The organism is Nostoc sp. (assembly GCF_036917275.1).
In the GTDB taxonomy this organism is placed as follows: Bacteria; Cyanobacteriota; Cyanobacteriia; order Cyanobacteriales; family Nostocaceae; genus Nostoc.
The window spans coordinates 180,764-199,630 of the sequence record NZ_JBALDF010000041.1 but is presented as its reverse complement, the minus strand read 5'-3'; the positions used below and the strand labels follow the sequence as shown (position 1 = coordinate 199,630).

Annotated in this window: 17 protein-coding genes and 1 pseudogene; 10 read left to right on the top strand and 8 right to left on the bottom strand. The window is 39.2% G+C overall.

Annotated features, from left to right (window positions below; translation table 11 throughout):
• Positions 1 to 86: 86 nt before the first annotated feature.
• Together V7K35_RS16080 and V7K35_RS16075 are read left to right on the top strand one after the other, a co-directional pair.
• Positions 87 to 1,322 carry an LL-diaminopimelate aminotransferase gene (locus V7K35_RS16080; protein WP_335080247.1) on the top strand — a complete coding sequence of 412 codons (1,236 nt, stop codon included), beginning with the start codon at positions 87 to 89 and terminating at the stop codon, positions 1,320 to 1,322.
• A 226-nt stretch (positions 1,323 to 1,548) separates the two neighbouring features.
• Positions 1,549 to 1,722: a hypothetical protein gene (locus tag V7K35_RS16075; RefSeq protein ID WP_335080246.1), complete on the top strand. Its 174-nt coding sequence runs from the start codon at positions 1,549 to 1,551 to the stop codon at positions 1,720 to 1,722.
• A 149-nt stretch (positions 1,723 to 1,871) separates the two neighbouring features.
• Here the strand turns inward: V7K35_RS16075 and V7K35_RS16070 are convergent, their stop codons facing one another.
• On the bottom strand, positions 1,872 to 2,471 hold the full coding sequence (locus V7K35_RS16070) for an RloB family protein (protein WP_335080245.1): 600 nt from the start codon (positions 2,469 to 2,471) through the stop codon (positions 1,872 to 1,874).
• Positions 2,464 to 3,735, bottom strand: a complete 1,272-nt coding sequence (locus V7K35_RS16065; RefSeq protein ID WP_335080244.1) for an AAA family ATPase — start codon at positions 3,733 to 3,735, stop codon at positions 2,464 to 2,466. Before V7K35_RS16065 ends, V7K35_RS16070 begins: the two co-directional genes overlap by 8 nt.
• Before the next feature lie 152 nt (positions 3,736 to 3,887).
• Here V7K35_RS16065 and V7K35_RS29740 point away from each other — a divergent pair.
• Positions 3,888 to 4,283 (top strand): annotated as a pseudogene (locus tag V7K35_RS29740) (hypothetical protein).
• A 188-nt stretch (positions 4,284 to 4,471) separates the two neighbouring features.
• On the opposite strand, the gene V7K35_RS16055 reads toward V7K35_RS29740, so the two are convergent.
• A complete protein-coding gene (locus V7K35_RS16055) occupies positions 4,472 to 4,741 on the bottom strand; it encodes a hypothetical protein (RefSeq protein ID WP_335080242.1) in 270 nt (89 codons plus the stop codon).
• A 597-nt stretch (positions 4,742 to 5,338) separates the two neighbouring features.
• Here V7K35_RS16055 and V7K35_RS16050 point away from each other — a divergent pair.
• Positions 5,339 to 6,619 (top strand): M16 family metallopeptidase, encoded by a 1,281-nt coding sequence (locus V7K35_RS16050; protein ID WP_335080241.1) that lies wholly within the window; start codon positions 5,339 to 5,341, stop codon positions 6,617 to 6,619.
• A gap of 247 nt (positions 6,620 to 6,866) precedes the next feature.
• A complete protein-coding gene (locus V7K35_RS16045) occupies positions 6,867 to 7,727 on the top strand; it encodes a fructosamine kinase family protein (protein WP_335080240.1) in 861 nt (286 codons plus the stop codon).
• Positions 7,728 to 8,160: 433 nt separating this feature from the next.
• On the opposite strand, the gene V7K35_RS16040 is transcribed toward V7K35_RS16045, so the two are convergent.
• Positions 8,161 to 8,481, bottom strand: a complete 321-nt coding sequence (locus V7K35_RS16040) for a TMEM14 family protein (RefSeq protein ID WP_334793249.1) — start codon at positions 8,479 to 8,481, stop codon at positions 8,161 to 8,163.
• A 102-nt stretch (positions 8,482 to 8,583) separates the two neighbouring features.
• On the opposite strand from V7K35_RS16040, the gene V7K35_RS16035 reads away from it, so the two are divergent.
• The 3 genes from V7K35_RS16035 to V7K35_RS16025 all read left to right on the top strand — a co-directional run bounded on the left by V7K35_RS16035 (position 8,584) and on the right by V7K35_RS16025 (position 12,973).
• Entirely contained in the window at positions 8,584 to 9,924 is a 1,341-nt protein-coding gene (locus tag V7K35_RS16035; protein WP_335080239.1) for an ATP-binding protein, read from the top strand.
• A 334-nt stretch (positions 9,925 to 10,258) separates the two neighbouring features.
• Positions 10,259 to 11,548 carry a tellurite resistance TerB C-terminal domain-containing protein gene (locus V7K35_RS16030; RefSeq protein ID WP_335080238.1) on the top strand — a complete coding sequence of 430 codons (1,290 nt, stop codon included), beginning with the start codon at positions 10,259 to 10,261 and terminating at the stop codon, positions 11,546 to 11,548.
• A 96-nt stretch (positions 11,549 to 11,644) separates the two neighbouring features.
• On the top strand, positions 11,645 to 12,973 hold the full coding sequence (locus tag V7K35_RS16025) for an ATP-binding protein (RefSeq protein WP_335080237.1): 1,329 nt from the start codon (positions 11,645 to 11,647) through the stop codon (positions 12,971 to 12,973).
• 148 nt (positions 12,974 to 13,121) lie between these two features.
• Here the strand turns inward: V7K35_RS16025 and V7K35_RS16020 are convergent, their stop codons facing one another.
• The 3 genes from V7K35_RS16020 to V7K35_RS16010 all read right to left on the bottom strand — a co-directional run bounded on the left by V7K35_RS16020 (position 13,122) and on the right by V7K35_RS16010 (position 15,310).
• Positions 13,122 to 13,604: a cupin domain-containing protein gene (locus V7K35_RS16020; RefSeq protein WP_335080236.1), complete on the bottom strand. Its 483-nt coding sequence runs from the start codon at positions 13,602 to 13,604 to the stop codon at positions 13,122 to 13,124.
• Between the two features lie 222 nt (positions 13,605 to 13,826).
• Entirely contained in the window at positions 13,827 to 15,008 is a 1,182-nt protein-coding gene (locus V7K35_RS16015) for an AGE family epimerase/isomerase (RefSeq protein WP_335080308.1), read from the bottom strand.
• A 128-nt stretch (positions 15,009 to 15,136) separates the two neighbouring features.
• A complete protein-coding gene (locus tag V7K35_RS16010) occupies positions 15,137 to 15,310 on the bottom strand; it encodes a hypothetical protein (protein WP_335080235.1) in 174 nt (57 codons plus the stop codon).
• A 29-nt stretch (positions 15,311 to 15,339) separates the two neighbouring features.
• Here V7K35_RS16010 and V7K35_RS16005 point away from each other — a divergent pair, with 29 nt between their 5' ends.
• Positions 15,340 to 16,224: an aspartoacylase gene (locus tag V7K35_RS16005; RefSeq protein ID WP_335080234.1), complete on the top strand. Its 885-nt coding sequence runs from the start codon at positions 15,340 to 15,342 to the stop codon at positions 16,222 to 16,224.
• 201 nt (positions 16,225 to 16,425) lie between these two features.
• On the top strand, positions 16,426 to 17,916 hold the full coding sequence (locus V7K35_RS16000; RefSeq protein WP_335080233.1) for an AAA family ATPase: 1,491 nt from the start codon (positions 16,426 to 16,428) through the stop codon (positions 17,914 to 17,916).
• 149 nt (positions 17,917 to 18,065) lie between these two features.
• Here the strand turns inward: V7K35_RS16000 and V7K35_RS15995 are convergent, their stop codons facing one another.
• Positions 18,066 to 18,752, bottom strand: coding sequence for a tetratricopeptide repeat protein (locus V7K35_RS15995; protein ID WP_335080232.1), 687 nt, complete (start codon positions 18,750 to 18,752; stop codon positions 18,066 to 18,068).
• Positions 18,753 to 18,867 lie beyond the last annotated feature (115 nt).

Below are 18,867 nucleotides of genomic sequence, written 5' to 3'. Positions count from 1 at the left end.
TGGTTATTCCCCTTGTCCCCCCACTCCCCACTCCCCGCCCTTATAAATTAGCAGTAAGCTGTTTGAGGGCGTTTTTCATATTTACTATGGCAACTATTAACGACAACTACCTGAAACTGAAAGCGGGTTATCTGTTTCCAGAAATTGCTCGGCGGGTGAATGCCTTTGCTGAAGCGAATCCTGATGCTAAGGTGATCCGGCTGGGCATTGGTGATGTTACCGAACCTCTGCCGGAGGCTTGCCGCACAGCTATGATTAAAGCTGTGGAAGAAATGGGCGATCGCAATACCTTCAAAGGCTACGGCCCAGAGCAAGGCTATGCTTGGTTACGGGAGAAAATCGCTACTCAAGATTTCCAAGCGCGGGGAGCCGAAATTGATGCTTCGGAAATCTTTATCTCTGATGGTTCCAAGTGCGACACTGGCAATATTCTAGAAATCTTTGGTCATGATAACATCATCGCCGTTACTGATCCAGTTTATCCCGTGTATGTAGACACTAACGTTATGGTGGGAAATACTGGGGATGCCAACGACAAAGGCGAATTTGAGGGTTTAGTTTATCTGCCGATTACTGCTGAAAACAATTTCACCGCCGAGATTCCCTCAAAGAAAGTTGATTTAATTTATCTCTGCTTTCCCAATAACCCCACTGGTGCAACTGCTACCAAGGAATATCTCAAAGCATGGGTAGACTATGCCAAAGCTAATAACTCGATTATTTTCTTTGATGCAGCCTACGAAGCTTATATTACCGATCCATCACTTCCCCACTCAATTTATGAAATTGAAGGTGCAAGGGAAGTTGCGATCGAATTTCGTTCTTTCTCCAAGAATGCAGGTTTTACAGGAACCCGTTGCGCGTTAACCGTTGTACCGAAGACACTTACAGGAAAAGCCGCCGATGGTTCCGATGTAGAACTGTGGAAACTCTGGAATCGTCGCCAGTCTACCAAGTTTAATGGTGTTTCTTACATCGTCCAACGGGGAGCCGAAGCGGTTTACTCCGAAGAAGGACAAGCACAAATCAAGGGATTGGTGAGTTTCTATTTAGAAAACGCCAAAATTATCCGCGACAAACTCACAGCCGCCGGATTATCAGTTTATGGTGGCGTGAATGCACCTTACGTTTGGGTGAAAACTCCTAATGGTTTATCCAGTTGGGAATTCTTTGATAAGCTGCTGCAAACTGTCAACGTTGTGGGGACACCTGGTTCTGGCTTTGGTGCTGCGGGTGAAGGTTACTTTAGAATTTCGGCATTTAACAGTCGGCAAAATGTCGAAGAAGCGATGAAGCGGATTGCTGAGAAGTTTAAGGTGTAAAGCGATCGCTTTTGTTAAACTCATTCTATTAATCTAAAGGTTACGGTGGGCTATATTATCCACCGCAACCTAATAGATAATTATTGAAACTCAGATTACTTATATTCTGATTATGACTGCTGCCATCCCCGTTTTTAAACCTGTTAGCCAGATGCAGTTAGCACCTGGTAGCACGGTGACAATTCCAGATGTTAGCTGGGAATAATTTGAATCTATTTTACAAGAATTGGGAGAAAAAAGAACTACACGAATTGCCTATAGCCAGGGTAGTTTAGAAATTATGGCTCCTTTACCAGAACATGAAATTCCCAAAGATTTAATTTCTGATATTGTCAAAATATTGCTGAAGGCTAAAGATATCAGATACCAACCTTTTGGTTCCACCACCTTTAAACGCTAAGGTGTAGCAGGAGTTGAACCTGATGCTGTGGAACATAGTTGGCAAGTAGGAAGTTTTAAAGCTTTGGAAGAATTGGAAGCGATGATTTAGTAAATAAAATAGGTACTGGATGATGTAAAAAATAATTAATGTAATCTCAAAGATAAGCATTATCGAATAAACTTGTTTAGCTCCTCAACTAAAAGATGTACTGTTGTTGAAGGATTATCATTTACTGGATTAGAAGGGTTATATTGCTTGAGAAGACTTTTAGAGTGTTTGATGGCAGTAGATTGCCGATTTTCTATTTCCTCATAGATTGTTGCACTATTTTTTTTATATTGGTGTCCAAGTAATTCCTTTTTCTCTAACTTATCGATATAATCTTTGCGAGGAAGTCCAGTATTTAAAAATTCAAAATGCAATACATACCATAATTCAAAAGCTTCATTAGAGTAAGCAACTTTAAATCCTTCTTTTTCAGCGTTCGCAATAGCATTGTTAAAATCTTGCTTAGGCCAATCATCCCTATCAAATACGCACCAAACTTGATCGTAATCTTCTTGAGCCTTTAATTTTTTCGCCTCTTGTACTAGTTTACTTGGATTGTATCCAAATCCTCTAACATCAATTTTCTTGACAGTCGTGGAAACGCGAAAGCTCTTGAAGTAATTTGGCTCAGTTTTTTCACCTTCACAAATAATTAAAAATATTTGCCTAAGTTCTCTTGTTTCAACTTTTCTATCAGCATAGCCACGGTTTCTAGGCATCAGGCTCACCAATAAGTTGACTTAAGTCACCAATAAATGGAATAGCACCATATCTGCCTTTGATATAGTCACTTTCAAAAGAGGTATCCTTCTGTATTTTATATTCAACTAATGAATATAAATCTGTAGCACCATATTTATTTTTCTCAGTAAACCAAATCTGATCTCTGCGAAAGAGTTTATTACTGAGCAAATTGGTGTCATCAGTCATAAATATTAGTTGTGCATTATTATGATTGATATTTTTGGAGTTAAATAATTCAACAATTGCTTTGCTAATTAGCGGATGAAGTCTCGCATCCAATTCATCAAATATCAAAACTTTGCCATATTTAAGACTATCTACCAAAAGTCCAGCGATAGAAATTATTTTTTTAGTTCCTTCGGACTCTTGATTCTCTAAATCAAAGAATTTTATAGAAACATAATTACCCTTGCCATCAAATCTTTGATGCCCTGTCTTAATTAAGTTTTCTGTTTTTAAATGATAAGAACTTTGTTCTATAGATATAATTTCTGCTGGCTTTATTCTTATTTGTTTAATCCCTAAATCTAACTGTTTAATTAATTGAATAATTTCTGATTTATTATCATTATTTTTGGCTAAATAACTTACTGTATGAATCAAATGCTCTTGATCATCTAAACCTGAAACTATATTTACTTTTTTTGTGAGCCAATCTAGTATTTTCTCAGCTATTTCAACGTTAAATTGAGCAGCTACTGATAGAAAAAGTGCATTGCTCCTAGTTTTTGGGTAAATACCCTCAGCTTGAAACTTTTTAGATAGATATTTGAGCTTACGTGAACTTCCCTCAGAAACTCGCTCAAAAAGAGCAGTTTTCCTTGTGTTAGGAACGTAAGACAGCCACTCCGAAATAACTTTTTTTTGATTAGCTTGAAACCCATATTTATACTTTGTAGCATCTAATAAAAACACAATTTCAAAAAAAGATGGTTGTGCTTCAGTTTCCGTATTTAGCTCAAAAGGCTCAACTCCTATTTTTTCTGTACTTTGAGTCTCTTTAGAGGAATTAATCATAAACCACTTCATAAAGCTCAAAGCTTTCGCAATATTACTTTTGCCGCTGGCATTAGCACCATAAATTGCAGCACTTTTGAGTAATTTTAGGTCATCATCTACCGCAAAAACATTGTTATCATCAAGTTCCTTTTCTTTAAGAACAATATTGGCAGCCACCATACTAAAAGTGACTTTATCCTTAAAGGATCGGTAATTACCAATACTAAATTCTATGAGCATAGTAAATTTTTATAAGAAACAGCATATTTATGAAGTGATCACAAATATATAAGTTAAGCATAGCGGTTATCGCGCATACATGACTAATGATTATTGTTATATGGTGCAGTTTTAATCTGAGAGTAAGCATTGTAATTAAGGATGTTTTAACTATGACTGCTAATAACATCGAATCCTTTGAAACCACAGTAATTGAATCTACCGAATCTATAGTAATTGTAGAATTTATTTAGTTCTCAAACCGAAATGGCTGGTAAAAGTGATGAAGTGAAGCGCTGATTGAGGTACTATAAAGACGCAGCCAAGCAGAGTCAGCAGGTATTCTCACCCGTGAAACTTATTTGAAAGCTGTGCGACAAACACGGGAATTAATTGAAGGCAGGAAACTGATAGAACGCGATCGCTTACAAGACTCTTGGGCGATAATTCAGGATGAAGCTGAGAAAAACTGGCACTTGATGATGAAAGACTTAGTAGACTTCAGCTTTCGCCTGCAAAAGGCGGCTACTGCTGCTTGGGAAACCTTCAATAACCCTTACCCTAGTTAGTTCGATAAACCTCTTTCTGTGTTGAACTTTAGTTCAAGTCTGTACCAATACGCTTGGGTTAAGGCTTGCTCTTTTTCAAGTCTGTCCCTCTCTGAGTCGGCTACGTTGTACGTTATTGAATTACCCCTCCCTAACCCTCCCCTTATAAAGGGGAGGGAATTAGATGTTTTAGTTTCCCCTTTCTAATGTTATTTTGGCGATGCCTGCGGCGGGCTACGCCAATGCATTTGTTGATTTAGGGTTCGCATTTGTTGATTTAGGGTTCGCATTTGTTGATTTAGGGTTCGCATTTGTTGATTCGGGGTTCGCATTTGTTGATTCGGGGTTCGCATTTGTTGATTTAGGGTTCGCATTTGTTGATTTAGGGTTCGCATTTGTTGATTCGGCGATCGCATTTGTTGATTCGGCGATCGCATTTGTTGATTTAGCGATGCCTGCGGCGGGCTACGCCTACGCATTTGCTGATTGCACCTGAGTCGGAGAGGGACAGGTTTTGCGTAGTAAAACCTTTTAAACCTCATCTATGTTGAGAACCGTAGTTTTTGCCCTCACCTTAAATCCCTCTTCCAAGTAGGGGGAGAGGGACTTCTTTGCGGCTCTGGGGGATGAGGGTTTTTTGTTTTCACACGGAAATAACTACAGTTTTCAAGGTGGACGCGGTTTAGACGCATTATCAGGACTTACGCAAAAATTGCTAACTTCGCTTAATTTATCGAACCGCCAAGACGAGGCAGTGCGTTGGGCGGCTCTGCCGACTTGAAGCAACTGCCGTGCCAAGAGCGCCAAGAATTCGTAGAGTGTGCGTAAGTCCTAATTATTTTTGATTGTGGCACTCTCCACTCGAAATAAATATTTTTGCTTTTGGGCATAAATAAATTTATTTGCTCTGAAACTCTTTTTGCGCCTTGTATTCTAGGTAAGTCGGTACAATAAAACCAAACTGTGTGAAGAAAAGAAAATAAGGCTCAAACTCTTTTTCCCCCTGCCCTCTGCTCCCCTGTCTCTTCGGTGACGGATAAGATAAAGAAGTAACGTAGCTCCTCACACAAGTAGCAATGACTTCAACCCTACGGAAATTTTCTCGTCTTAATACCCCAACGCTGCATCAGTTGCCGAATGGTTTGACAATCATAGCGGAGCAAATGCCAGTTGAAGCTGTAAACCTCAATGTATGGATTAAAGTTGGTTCAGCAGTAGAATCTGATGCCATTAACGGTATGGCTCACTTTTTAGAGCATATGATTTTTAAAGGAACAGAACAACTGGCTAGCGGCGAGTTTGAACGGCGAATTGAAGAACGGGGTGCTGTTACCAATGCTGCTACTAGCCAAGACTATACTCATTACTACATAACCACTGCCCCCAAAGATTTTGCCGAACTGGCTCCACTACAAATAGATGTACTATCAAATGCTAGTATTCCTGATGATGCTTTTGAACGGGAGCGATTAGTAGTTTTAGAAGAAATTAGGCGTTCAGAAGATAATCCCCAACGACGGACATTTCGACGGGTGATGGAGACAGCGTTTACTAAGCTACCTTATCGCCGTGCAGTATTAGGGCCGGAATCGGTGATTGCCGAACTTAAACCCCAACAGATGCGGGATTTTCATACTAGTTGGTATCAACCCCAGTCAATTACTGCTGTAGCTGTGGGCAATTTACCTGTGGAAGAATTAATTGCAACTGTTGCTGAAGGATTTACAAAAGCTAATAAAATTCACCACTCTCCACTCCCCACTCACCACTCACCACTAAATCCTGAGTCACCATTTACAGAAATTGTCCGTGGAGAATTTATAGATGAAAGTCTCCAGCAAGGAAGGCTAGTGATGGTTTGGCGGGTTCCAGGAATGACTCAGTTAGATCGCACCTATGGACTGGATGTTTTAGCAGGAATTTTGGGACATGGACGGACATCAAGACTGGTGAGGGATTTACGAGAAGAACGGGGATTGGTTTCTTCAATTTCTGTGAGCAATATGAGCAATCAGCTGCAAGGGACATTTTATATTTCAGCTAAATGTGCAGTGGAAAATTTAGCAGAAGTAGAGGATGCGATCGCTCAACACATTCGCAAAGTTCAAACCGAGTTAGTCACAGAATCAGAAATTGCCCGTGTGCGGCGACGAGTAGCTAACAGATTTATATTTGGTAATGAAACACCAAGCGATCGCTCTGGGTTGTATGGTTACTATCAGTCTTTAGTGGGAGATTTAGAACCCGCCTTTAACTACCCAGATTATATTCAAAGCCAAGACGCAACTGACTTGATGCAAGCAGCTAAAGAGTATCTTTCGCCAGATGCTTATGGTGTAGTTGTTGTCAAGCCGTAAATTATAAATGGGGCATTGGGTATACGTGAATTCGATGAGTACTGTTTTGATCCCTCTCCCCGAAAGGTCGAGAGGCTTAAGCTGATTTTTGTGTTGCTCCTCCCTCTCCGAAGCGGAAAGGGAGGCTGGAAAGTGCTGTATCTGTTGAATTCCCGTTGGTTAGGGGGAAGAGGAGAATAACCAATAACTAATTCCCAACGCCCAGTTACTAATCCAAAATCCAAAATCTAAAATCCAAAATTGCATAATGTGGACTCAAATCGATGCTCATATTAGTCAGGTGACTGGCGAAAAATTTCAGAGTCAGCAACGGCTATCGGTTAGTGGCGGGTGCATCAACCAAGGTTATGCTGTTTCTAATGGTGAGATAACCTACTTCGTCAAGCTTAATCAAGCATCCGAAGTTGCGATGTTTAAGGCTGAGGCATTGGGTTTAAAGGAAATGCTAGCAACAGCTAGTATTCGCGTCCCCAAACCTTTAAGTTGGGGTGTAGCTGAAAATTCTAGCTACATCGTGCTGGAATGGTTAGAACTTGGTAGCGGTAACAACAATTCGTGGGAAGAGATGGGGCGCAAGTTGGCGGCGATGCATAAAGCTAGCAGTAGCGAAGGTTTTGGTTGGAAAATAAACAATACTATTGGTTCAACGCCCCAAATCAATACATGGACAGCAGACTGGGCAGAATTTTATATTAAACATCGCCTGGGTTATCAATTTCAGTTAGCAAGGCGAAAGGGAGCAAATTTCCCTCAACAAGAAAAATTACTAGCAGCAATCCCGGAACTATTAGCGCACCAGGTGCAACCTTCTTTAGTACATGGCGATTTATGGGGCGGAAATGCTGGGTGTACACTCTCAGGAGAACCCGTGATATTTGATCCAGCAACTTATTTTGGCGATCGCGAAGTTGATATTGCCATGACAGAATTGTTTGGTGGATTCTCCGCAGCGTTTTACAAAGGCTACAACGAAGTCTTTCCTTTAGATGCAGGCTATCAGCAGAGAAAAACGCTTTATAACCTGTATCACGTTTTGAATCACTTCAATTTATTTGGGGGCGGTTATGGTTCCCAGGCGAACCGGATGATTGACCAAATTTTGCGCTAAGGAATAAGAATTAAATAACATACAATTTATGTCCCTGACTTACCTCACCCTCAATCCCTCTTCGATATATTGGAGAGGGAAGCAAGATAGAAGATGAAGTTTTGTATTTTATTTAATCCACGTTCCTAAGTACAGCATTTGATTAACTCCTAGCGAATTAAATTTAGCAATACCCTGCAATGCCAATGCGTCGGCTTGCATTAGACCTCTTGCATAAGTCGAATAGACCCCCCTTAATCCCACGCCACTTGCGGACTTACGCACACTCTAAGATTCTTGGCGTCCTTGGCACGGCAGTTGCTTCAAGTCGGCAGAGCCGCCCAACGCACTGCCTCGTCTTGGCGGTTCAATAAATTAAACTTTTCGGCGATTTTTGCGTAAGTCCTAAGCGTGACAAAAAACAGCAGAGTGGTTATTAGCTTGGAAATTGATGCTACCTTAAAGCCACAAATTGATTCACCATCACCGCCAATGCCAAGATACCCAGAATCGTCATTAATCCCGCAGGCATAAATTTGCGTGTTTTAGCCAGTCGAAACCCAAAGACCACTACTAAAACAGCAGTAATTAACCCTGCTAAAATCGAACCCCAGGTTAGTCCTTGGAATTGAAAGTAAGCGGCAAGTATTAGTAATAAACCGCTAATGCTACCGCTTAAGAGTGAAACCTTACTTTTAGCCTGAATGTAGCCAATAATGCCACCAACAATCGCTAATATGCCGTATGCAAGAGCAGCAATTATACTTAAATTCATTGTTAAAACCTATGTAGACTTTGACTTTACTGCCAGGGTCAGCAGACAATTTACCATAGCTATTTAGCTATACCACACAGTTTATTGATGGACAATTAAGCGATGCCAATGACAAATACTTCTTCATATACAAACGTTCAATATCTCCAGCGCCAAGCAGCCTCACTTTTACTTTACCAGTCTGTTCTGCAAGGCGAAGTGGGGATAGCATTTCTAGAACTGTTGCAAGCTATACGTTACACTGACGCTGATGCACGCAGTTGCCTCCAAGCCTACGGCAGTTACTTCTACGCTTTGGCTGCTAGAAATCAAAACTGGGAAGACTATTTAATTACTCAACTTCTCTTCTCTAAGAATCCTTTTACAAAGCTGGCTGAAGTGCGAGAATTTAAAGATTTGCCCCCAGCTTTAGTAGCAGCAGTTGAGCATGATTTACAAATATTGCAAAGTCTCTATAAATGTAGCAGCGCTTCTTTGAGTGAGTGGATACAAGGCGTAGCTCAGATGCCGATTTCGCCAGTAGTGTGGTATAAAGAGCAAGAATTGGTAGAAGTAGAGATAAAGTTCGTTACATATCTACAACAGTTAGATAATTGGGGTGATGCTGTAGAAGAGTTAGCGGCTTATTATCGGCAATGTGGCTCTGGTTTATTTGCAGAATATCGCGCTTTACGCTGGCAAGCTGGGCAGTTTATCGGTATTCGATATTCTGACCCAGTTAAGCTGAGTGCGCTTGTCGGTTACGAGTCTCAAAAAGATGCTTTGCTGAAAAATACAGAGTTTTTATTATCAGGAGAGATGGCACTGCATGTATTACTTTACGGTAGTCGAGGTTCTGGCAAATCTTCTTTGGTGAAATCTTTGTTGAATGAATATAGTAATCGCAGCCTTCGCTTGTTGGAAGTGTCAAAATCTGATTTAAAAGACTTACCAGAAATTGTGGAACATTTACGGGGAGTGTCACAAAAATTTATCATCTTTGTGGATGACCTTTCATTCGAAGAAGATGATGATGCTTTTAAAGCCCTTAAGGTAGTTTTAGAAGGTAATTTAACCGCGCGGCCTGATAATGTAGTTGTGTATGCTACTTCTAATCGCCGCCACCTGATTCGGGAGTTTTTTGTGGATAGACCTGCACCTAAGGATAACGAGGAAATCCATGCCTGGGATACGATGCAGGAAAAACTTTCGTTTAGCGATCGCTTCGGTTTAACCTTGACCTTTGAACCAGCCAATCAGAAAACTTATTTAAAGATTGTACAACATCTAGCGGCACAAGCTGAAATTAATATTACTCAAGAAGATTTGGAATTTCAAGCATTACAGTGGGCAACTCGCCATAATGGTCGTTCTGGACGGACAGCACGGCAGTTTGTAGATTTTTTAAAGGCAGATTTAAGACTTTTTAATGTAAATAAGGATACATCCGACACTTCTGATTAAAATTAGTTCATTAATGATTGCACTTTTTTGTTACTTACAGAACAATGTTATATACCAGGAACTAAAACTAGAGATTTCAGAACAACTATGATACCAAATTTGGGAAAAATGTCTTGTTTCAGCAAACAGAACAACAGATTGAAACTCTTTTTTAGTAAATATTATTCTTTGTGTATTCTAATTACAAATTATGTTAGTGCAGCGTAAAGCCTTCTCTTCTCCCTACAGCCCTTCTCCTAACGCTCGTTAGCGAGTCTGTGAGCGCCATTACGAATTATAAATTAGTATGAGAGCTACTTATTCTGATAATTTAACTACGCTAAAAACCAGCAATATGCAATCAGTAATGATCAGCAATCGATTTATCTTAGGGATAGTTGCCTTTAGTGTGAGTTTTGGCCTTAGCCTCGTCCCAAACTGGGATTTTAATAAAGCCTTTCTCACAGGTGTAATTACTGCCGTTATTATCTATGCAGCAGCATTATTCGTAGATAAGCGACGCAGAAATTATGAAATGTTCGTTTTAGGTTCTCTCCGCAAGCGAATTAAAGAAATGGAGGGATTGAAGGCTCGTGTTGTCCGAGAAATTAATCAAATCGAAGAACATCATAATTTATTATATGCTGAATCACAACATCTGCAAAATCAAGTTACAGAAACCCGTAACCAAAGGGATAGTATACATCGAGAATTAAGAACATTTGCCGGGCAGAAAAAGCAGTTAGAAACTGAAATCAATAATCTGCAAACTGAAATTAATAACTTGCATAAAAATCAAGCAGAATTGAACAATGTTTTTTCTGTCCTCACAGCAGAGAAGCGCCGTCTAGAGTTGAATTGTAATGGCTCTCGCACTGAAATTACTCAGTTGCAAAGTCAAATTTCCGAACTCAAACAGGAGAAACAAGAAGTTGAAAGCAATTTAACTCTTTTGGGCAGACTCAAACCCCAATTAGAAGAAAAACTATACGAATTACGAATTGCAATTCAAGAACTAGAAGTTGAGACAAGCCAAAAAAATCAATTGCTGGTAGCAACAAGAACCGAAAGAGAAAATATCCAAGTTATCCTAAATTCTTCACAAACTCAATTAGTAGAAAAAAAAGCTGAATTACAGGAATTGCAAGGGCAAGTTTCATTATTACAAGAAGAACGAGACTCATTACAAAATCAAGTATGGGAATTACTCCAACAAATAGAAACATTCAATCAAGAGCCTTTGTCTGATAATTCCCAGGAAGATGATTCTGAATTGTTTCCTTTTTCTGAAATAATGGAAAATACAGCAATCAGAGATACTTCAGAAATTGAGACATCAGAGAATATACCTGAAGAATGGACTAATTTTTTAGAAAATCTCCCACGATCTGAACTAGAAGTATTAAAAGCTATAGTCGAACAAGATAATCCCAAGGCTGCTATTAAAAAAATTGCCGAAGCAAACATCACTATGCCGAATCTGTTAATAGATTCTATAAATGAACGGGCAAATGATACTATTGGTGAATTAATTATTAATTCAGATTTGGAAATTCCAGAAGTTTACCTTGAGCATATGATCTATATAAAAAAAATGATTGTAATGTATGAAGACTTTGTGGCTAGACATCCTTCGTCAAATTAAATTATTATTGCTGTCGTCAGATTAGTAGTAATGTAAATATCTGCCTTACCTACTTACTGCGTGTTTCTGCGTTTAGAATAAAGTGATGTGTAATATATGGCAAAGCTCAAAATCTCGAAAAAAACCTCCACTGTTTTAATCAATTCCCTTGGTGCGGGGGTAGTACCAAGAGTGGGAGTTGAACATATAGCAGTAGGTCGAGAAAAAGAACTAAAAAGCCTATTACAAAATCTCGATGATATTGCAGAAGGTGTAGCAGCATTTCGCTTCATAATTGGTAACTACGGTTCTGGGAAAAGTTTTTTACTGCAACTAATTCGCAACCGTGCTATGGAGCAAGGTTTTGTAGTAGCTGATGCTGATTTATCTTCTGAACGTCGATTAGCAGGAAGCAACCATGAAGGTGTAGCCACCTATCGAGAATTAATGAGCCACCTAGCTACAAAAACCCGTCCTGATGGTGGTGCTTTAGTCTCAATTTTAGAAGGATGGATTAATAAAATTCAACAAGAAGTGGTTAAAGAAACTGGAATGCGTCCGAATGAGGATGGTTTTGATGACAAAGTTGAATCAAAAATTAGAGAAGTAGTTCAGTATATTGAAGACTTAGTTCATGGATTTGATTTCGGTAGCGTGATTATCGCTTATTGGCGTGGCTACCGATTGGATGATGATAATTTAAAAAATGCGGCGATGCGCTGGTTACGTGGAGAATTTACTACTAAAGTTGAGGCGAAAGCAGCTTTAGGAGTGCGCGTGATTATTGATGATGATAGTTGGTATGATTACATCAAACTATTTGCTAAATTTGTAGCTGAAATTGGCTGTAAAGGATTGTTAATTATACTTGATGAAGCTGTACATTTATATCAAATATCTAATACAGTCACGCGGGAAAAGAACTATAATAGACTTTTAGCAATGTTTAACGATACCATGCAATGTAAAGCAGAACATCTTGGTATTGTTGTTGGTGGAACAACTAAATTTTTAGAAGATCCCAAACGTGGGCTTTTTGCAGACCAAGCTTGGCAAAGACGCACAAAGGAAAGCCGTTTTGTTGCACAATCTGGCGTTCAGGAGTATTTGGGGCCAGTAATTCGATTGAACCCGTTGAGTGAAGTAGAAATTTTGACGCTTTTGCAGCGTTTAACTGAGATTCATGCACTCAATTTTGGGTATGAACAGACTTTGACAAATCGTGAGTTGAAGGAGTTTGTGCAAGAAATTATTAATCGCTTGGGTGCAGAAGCATTACTCACACCAGGAGAAATTGTGCGAGATTTTATGAGTGTGCTAAATATTATTCATCAAAATCCAGGAATTGCGTTTGGTGAATTAATTCATGGTTCTAAATTTAAACCTACTGCTATGGGTAAAGATGCAGATGTAAATGAGGATGGCGCAGCGGAATTTAGTCTGTAATTATTGCTAGTAAGACCGTCTTCGACAGGAGAAGCAACTGACGCAACACAGAGAGAAGAAAGAGAAGAAAAAATTTTCTTAACCCAAGCGTGTTGTTTCAAATACTAATGAGTAAACCTCTGACAAAAGTCGAAATCTATCATCAAATTCATCTGTTTTCAGGATTTATTAAAATAGATTTTGGTTGATTAGCATTAAATAGAGAAGCAGACAACAGAATAATTGGTTTGTTTGTTTGGTTTTCTCCATAATGAACCATTCCGGCAGATTCAACTAAAGAATCTCCCACTGTAAGCTGCATAGTTTTCCCTTTTTGAAGAATCAATTCTGTGCCGTTAGCTTTCGTTACTTTAGCTTCTCCTTCCACAACAGTAAAAGTTAAAGTTCCCGCCTCTACTCGTGCAATCTGCATTCCCGGATGAGTATGAGTAGGGAGTTTTGCTCTTGGTGCGATGGAATAGCGTACAAGCTCAAGAATCTGCTTTTGATCTTGAGTAGGATAACCACTCGCTAAAACTTCACGGTTAACAGATTTAGTGTAAGTATTGGGTGAGGATATTTCTTGGCTCTTAACAACTACACTGCCAAAAGCTAGGATAGCTAAGGGGAGAATCAGAGGCAGTTTTCTCATATTAAAAGTTTTTTTTTGGGCAATACCTTTAATTAAATCATTTTGTATCGGATTTAATTCGAGAACAATGTTTCTTATATTAGGATGAGTTAAATCGTGCAGATGGTGCTCTGATCTAGATTAAACTGACTGCGTTGTTTACCACCGCAGGCATCGCAATCACTGAAGCTGTCGCTACCTCAGCTTCAGTAGTGGTTATGAACATGAATTTTTGTAATAAATCTATTGCAAAGGAGTAGCGATCGCCTCAAATTGCTGCCAACAAAGGTACAATGCTCGCGGTACGTGAAAACATCCTTTCCATTTGCCACCTTTGAGGTTCAATAATACTTCTCCACGGCGATTGAGATAGCCAAACCATTCACCGGATTCTGAATCAGCAAAGTGTGACCAGGCGTAATCGTGCATTTTTTGATACCATTCCCAACACGCCTCACGTCCAGTCAAGCGATAGCCCATCGCTAATGCAACCAAAGACTCTAGGTGAACCCACCACAGCTTTTGATCCCATTCCAATTGTTGTGGGGGATGACCGTCTGCATCCATAAAGTAATACAATCCGCCATACTCGCTATCCCAAGCAAAATCCAGAATATTTAGCACCACATCAACGGCTTGGTTAATAGTTTTGGTGTCGTTTTGGCGACGCGCGATATCCATGATAAACCACATAGCTTCGATACCGTGACCTGGATTAATTACCCGCCCCTCAAAAGAATTTATGTGGGAACCGTCAGGGGCAACATTTTCGTACATTAGTCCCCGTTCTTGGTCGAGAAAATCGGTCATCACTTCGCGGACTGTCTCAGCTAAGACATTCTCTAGTGTTTCCTTTGGCAGCAACCATTCCATTTCTAAAGTCAGGTTGGCTAAAATCATCGGTACAGCCAATGATTTCATCGGACGTGTGCCGGGATAGGTTTTATTATATTTGCCCTTCGGGTTGTCCTTGCGGCGTAATACGTTGTTATAAGCCTGCATTGCCACATCCTTTGCCCATTCTTCCCCCCCAGCGAGTGCATATTGACTAAATGCCATCGCTGCAAAGCAATCAGAAAAGATATTGTAAGGCTGAACTAGTGGTTTCCCTTCACGGGTGAGAGAAAAGTACCAGTTACCATCACTATCTCTGCCATGTTGGGCGAGAAAATTAGCGCCATTGCTGGCGATTTTCAGCCAGTTTTCGCGTTTTTCTAGCTGGTTGCAAAGCATGGAAAAAGTCCACACTTGGCGGTTTTGCAGCCAGATGAACTTGTCTGTATCATAAATTTTGCCATAGCGATCAAGGCAGGTAAAATAGCCGCCTTGCTGCCAATCAAGGGAGTGTTTTTCCCAAAATGGAAGGACATCGTTGAGGAGAGCGTTTTTGTAAAGTTCAGCGATCGCTTGAAAGTTATGCTCCATAAATTTCCTCCCCTTTTGTGCTAAAGCTAACAGCTTAACAGTTATCACATTTTGGCTCGAATATGGAGCGTAGGCATAGCTCGTCGTAGACATCGCGTCACTCTCTGACAAGATTTAGCCAGCAGCAGTTATACTGCTATGTTGTATCTTGTATCATTCTCAGTAACCGTAGGGGAGCCAGTGCGGTGAAGCAGCCCCCGTCTTGGCGGTTCCCGTCGATAGCGCAGCGTTAGCGGCGTAGGAGCGTCACCCGAAGGGTCTTGAGTAGAGCAACTGGCGTTGGGCATTATAATGTCGTCCACCCGATAATTTTATTAGATATGAGGTAGTTATGAGTCAGATTAAACGAGTTGCGATCGTTGGAGGAAACCACGGTAATGAGTTAACAGGAATACATCTAGTCAAAAGGTTTCAGCAATATCCTAATTTAATCAACAAAGTAAGTTTTGAAACTCTGGCATTACTTGGCAATCTCAAAGCTATTGAAGAAGGCAAACGATACATTGACAAGGATTTAAATCGTTGCTTCACCAATCAAGGCTTACAAAATCAGCAACTTTCAAGTTATGAAGATACACGAGCAAAAGCAATCCAACAGATACTACAACCGCAAAATCAACCCTTTGTGGATGTAATTGTTGATTTGCACACCACAACTGCCAACATGGGGTTAAGTCTGATTTTTTGTGATCTGCATCCCTTATTACTTCGGTTAGGCGCTTATTTAAGTTCTATCAATCCGATGGTAAAGGTTTTTGTTAATCGACAATCTAAAGAAGGTGGTTTTCTCCGTTCTTTGTGCGAATTGGGTTTTGTTATAGAAGTTGGTGCTGTGGCTCAGAATATTTTAAATGCAGAATTATTTCAGCAAACAGAGCAGCTTATTTATGCAATTTTAGATTATTTTGAAAGGTGCAACCAAGGTAATATTCCGCAGATAAACAGCACGCTTACACTCTATCAATACATTGAGACTATCGATTATCCTAGAAGCGATGCCTACGGCGGGGAAATTCAAGCCATGATTCACCCCCAGCTTCAGTTTAGAGATTATGAACCTCTGAATCCAGGCGATCCAATGTTTCTGACTTTTGAAGGAAAAGATATTTTTTATGAGGGAGAGTCTACCGTTTATCCTATTTTTATTAATGAAGCAGCTTACTACGAGAAAGGAATTGCAATGTATCTAACTCAAAAACAACAAGAGGTAGTTTAAGAAGCGTTGCATAATAGGAAAAGCCTGTAGTTTAATTTATTCGTCCTTCTAACCAAGATTGCAAATCGGCCAAGGTAGTAAAATAAAGTAATGCATCACTCAATTATTCGAGAATAAATAAAGTTAAACCAGAAATTGAGGAGCGCATTTCCTCAGATAATTCTTCAAGCCGCTTAGTCATAGTTTTTAAAAGGAAAATTAGTGGTAGTACACAGCCAAGTTCTCCATAACATAGATATTGTAAAGCTCAAGAATCTTTCTAACGTATTTATTGATTTTAAGAATTCCCCATTGATATCAATTATGGGAGTGAATGGAAGTGGTAAATCAACTATATTACATGCTTTAGCTTGTGTATATAAACCCATATCTGACACAGATGAAAACAATAAATTTACTATGTTTTTTCCACCAACTGATCACTTTGATTGGTCTGGGACAGAATTCTCGATAACCTATAGCTACGGAGATGACAGTAAAAATTATAATAAAGTTTCTAAAAAATATAACAAGCAAGATAGATGGACTATATATGAAAGAAGACCGGAAAGATATGTTAAATTTATTGGTATAAAAACCTGTGTCCCACTGATTGAGTTTGAAAACAAGGGGCAAAGAATTAAATATAGAGCTACCAAAATTCAAACTACTCCGTTAGACGAATTAATCCGTAATCAAGCTGGCTTTATACTAAATAAAAACTACGATAGTTTACATGTACATGAATATGAAAATAAAACTATTCTTGGTGTAAAATCTGGAAAAACTCAATATTCAGCACTAACTATGGGAGCAGGAGAACAAAGAATATTTACAATTCTTGATACTGTATTTAGGGCACAGAATAAATCTAGCCTAATTTTGATAGACGAGATTGACTTATTAATGCACCCCTTTGCTCTGCAAAGATTAATGGATGTTCTATATAAAGAAGCTATTAAAAAGGATCACCAGATAATTTTTACTTCTCATAATACGGAACTATTTAAACTCAAAGATAAAGTACAGTTAAGACATATCCATCAAACTGATTCACAAACAATTTGTCTGCCAAATACGACTCCAGATGTTACTCGCCGTATGACTGGTGAATCAGTCAAGTCAATTGAAGTATATGTTGAAGATGAACTAGCAGAAGCAATAGTTATGCATATTGCAAGCTCTCTTGGGATTTCTAAGGATGTATTCATTAATAAATATGGTGCAGCTATAAACGTATTTACCGTCTCTGCGGGACTTTTATTGTCTGGTCAATCAATTAGAAATGCATTATTCGTTTTAGATGGGGATGTATATATTACTTCTGAAGATAAGGATAAACAACTTAAAAAAATGGTGACTGGAAATGGTGATAAAATAGATATTCTAAGGGATGAAGTATTAAAAAAAATAACGCAATTCAATCTACCGTCAAATAAATCTCCTAAACAATTTATTTTCCATTGTATTCATACATTAACAGTTAAACTTGATAAAGAAAATGAAGAGATTAAAAATATTGCTTCCGATATTGTTAATGCTGGTGATCAACATAATTTAGTGAATCTTCTCATTCAACAGATGGGAGTTAATAAAGAAATCGGATTAAATCGTATCATTAGAGTTGCATCTCAATCTCCTGATTGGTCAAGTTTTTCTGAACAAGTTCGTGTTTGGTTAGAAGATAAAAAAAACGAATTACATTTAGCCTAAACAGTAGATATTACCAAATCGCACTTTTAGCAAAGCATCAGTAAAGCGGCTCGCCAGCAACTCTTCAAAGAACAAAATTATTTTGAGTTTGTCTGGCTAACCGCAACTTTACCTTCTATCTTGCTTTTATCCACTAAATAATATGATTTTCATGAAACATTAGGCTGATCACCAGTTTTTATCTCTCGCAAGATTCGTTCGACTTGGTTAACTTTTTCACCTCTATTCTGTGCTTTAAAAATATTTAAAGCTTTTTGTAGAGAAGATAATGCATCATCTTTTTTATTTGTTTGCCACAAGGCCAGTGCAAAATTAGTCAGCCCCTCGCCATAATTAGGATTAATTTCTAGAGCTTTTTTATATTCAGTAATGGCTTCTTCCCAGCGACTTTGGCTAGCATAAACAATACCGATCGCATTGTAGGCTAGAGCATATTTTGGCTGGATGCGAATGGCTTCTCGATAAGAGCTAATTGCTTCTTCTGATTTTTTTTGCCGAAAAAGCACATTTCCCAGTTGAAAGCGTCCAAAGGCATCGTCTGGGAATTTTTTTATTAATTTGCGTAAATTTTCCTCTGCACCTGTTAAGTCTCCCTGATTAAATGAAGCATTGGCTTGTTGCATCATCTGCGATCGCTCTGTTGATCCTTTGTCTGGAGCTTGAGCCTGTGCTAGTTTTTGTGATTGTCTCTGTGTATACTGTTCAGGGGAATCCAAAGACACTTTTGCCGGAACCGCTGACACTAGTGGTGATATCCCCATTACAGTGAGCATACTCAGCGTCATGCCGCTAAAAAATTGAACAAATGCTGATTTAGGTTTGTGCTTCAACTTCATCGCCCTGAGTGCCTCAATAATGTTCTAACCTTTATATATAATAAATTGAGGTGCGTTAGGGCATAATGGATCACAAGACAGACGGAGCGCAGATATATGCGCCCCTACTAGGCTC

Excerpts from the sequence above, each read along its gene's own strand:
- V7K35_RS16020 (WP_335080236.1), bottom strand. The coding sequence starts at position 13,604 with ATGAGAAAACTGCCTCTGATTCTCCCCTTAGCTATCCTAGCTTTTGGC.
- V7K35_RS16040 (WP_334793249.1), bottom strand. The coding sequence starts at position 8,481 with ATGAATTTAAGTATAATTGCTGCTCTTGCATACGGCATATTAGCGATT.
- V7K35_RS16065 (WP_335080244.1), bottom strand. The coding sequence starts at position 3,735 with ATGCTCATAGAATTTAGTATTGGTAATTACCGATCCTTTAAGGATAAA.
- V7K35_RS16015 (WP_335080308.1), bottom strand. The coding sequence starts at position 15,008 with ATGGAGCATAACTTTCAAGCGATCGCTGAACTTTACAAAAACGCTCTC.
- V7K35_RS16005 (WP_335080234.1), top strand. The coding sequence starts at position 15,340 with ATGAGTCAGATTAAACGAGTTGCGATCGTTGGAGGAAACCACGGTAAT.
- V7K35_RS15995 (WP_335080232.1), bottom strand. The coding sequence starts at position 18,752 with ATGAAGTTGAAGCACAAACCTAAATCAGCATTTGTTCAATTTTTTAGC.
- V7K35_RS16030 (WP_335080238.1), top strand. The coding sequence starts at position 10,259 with ATGCAATCAGTAATGATCAGCAATCGATTTATCTTAGGGATAGTTGCC.
- V7K35_RS16035 (WP_335080239.1), top strand. The coding sequence starts at position 8,584 with ATGCCAATGACAAATACTTCTTCATATACAAACGTTCAATATCTCCAG.
- V7K35_RS16045 (WP_335080240.1), top strand. The coding sequence starts at position 6,867 with ATGTGGACTCAAATCGATGCTCATATTAGTCAGGTGACTGGCGAAAAA.
- V7K35_RS16055 (WP_335080242.1), bottom strand. The coding sequence starts at position 4,741 with ATGCGTAGGCGTAGCCCGCCGCAGGCATCGCTAAATCAACAAATGCGA.
- V7K35_RS16080 (WP_335080247.1), top strand. The coding sequence starts at position 87 with ATGGCAACTATTAACGACAACTACCTGAAACTGAAAGCGGGTTATCTG.
- V7K35_RS16025 (WP_335080237.1), top strand. The coding sequence starts at position 11,645 with ATGGCAAAGCTCAAAATCTCGAAAAAAACCTCCACTGTTTTAATCAAT.
- V7K35_RS16050 (WP_335080241.1), top strand. The coding sequence starts at position 5,339 with ATGACTTCAACCCTACGGAAATTTTCTCGTCTTAATACCCCAACGCTG.
- V7K35_RS16070 (WP_335080245.1), bottom strand. The coding sequence starts at position 2,471 with ATGCCTAGAAACCGTGGCTATGCTGATAGAAAAGTTGAAACAAGAGAA.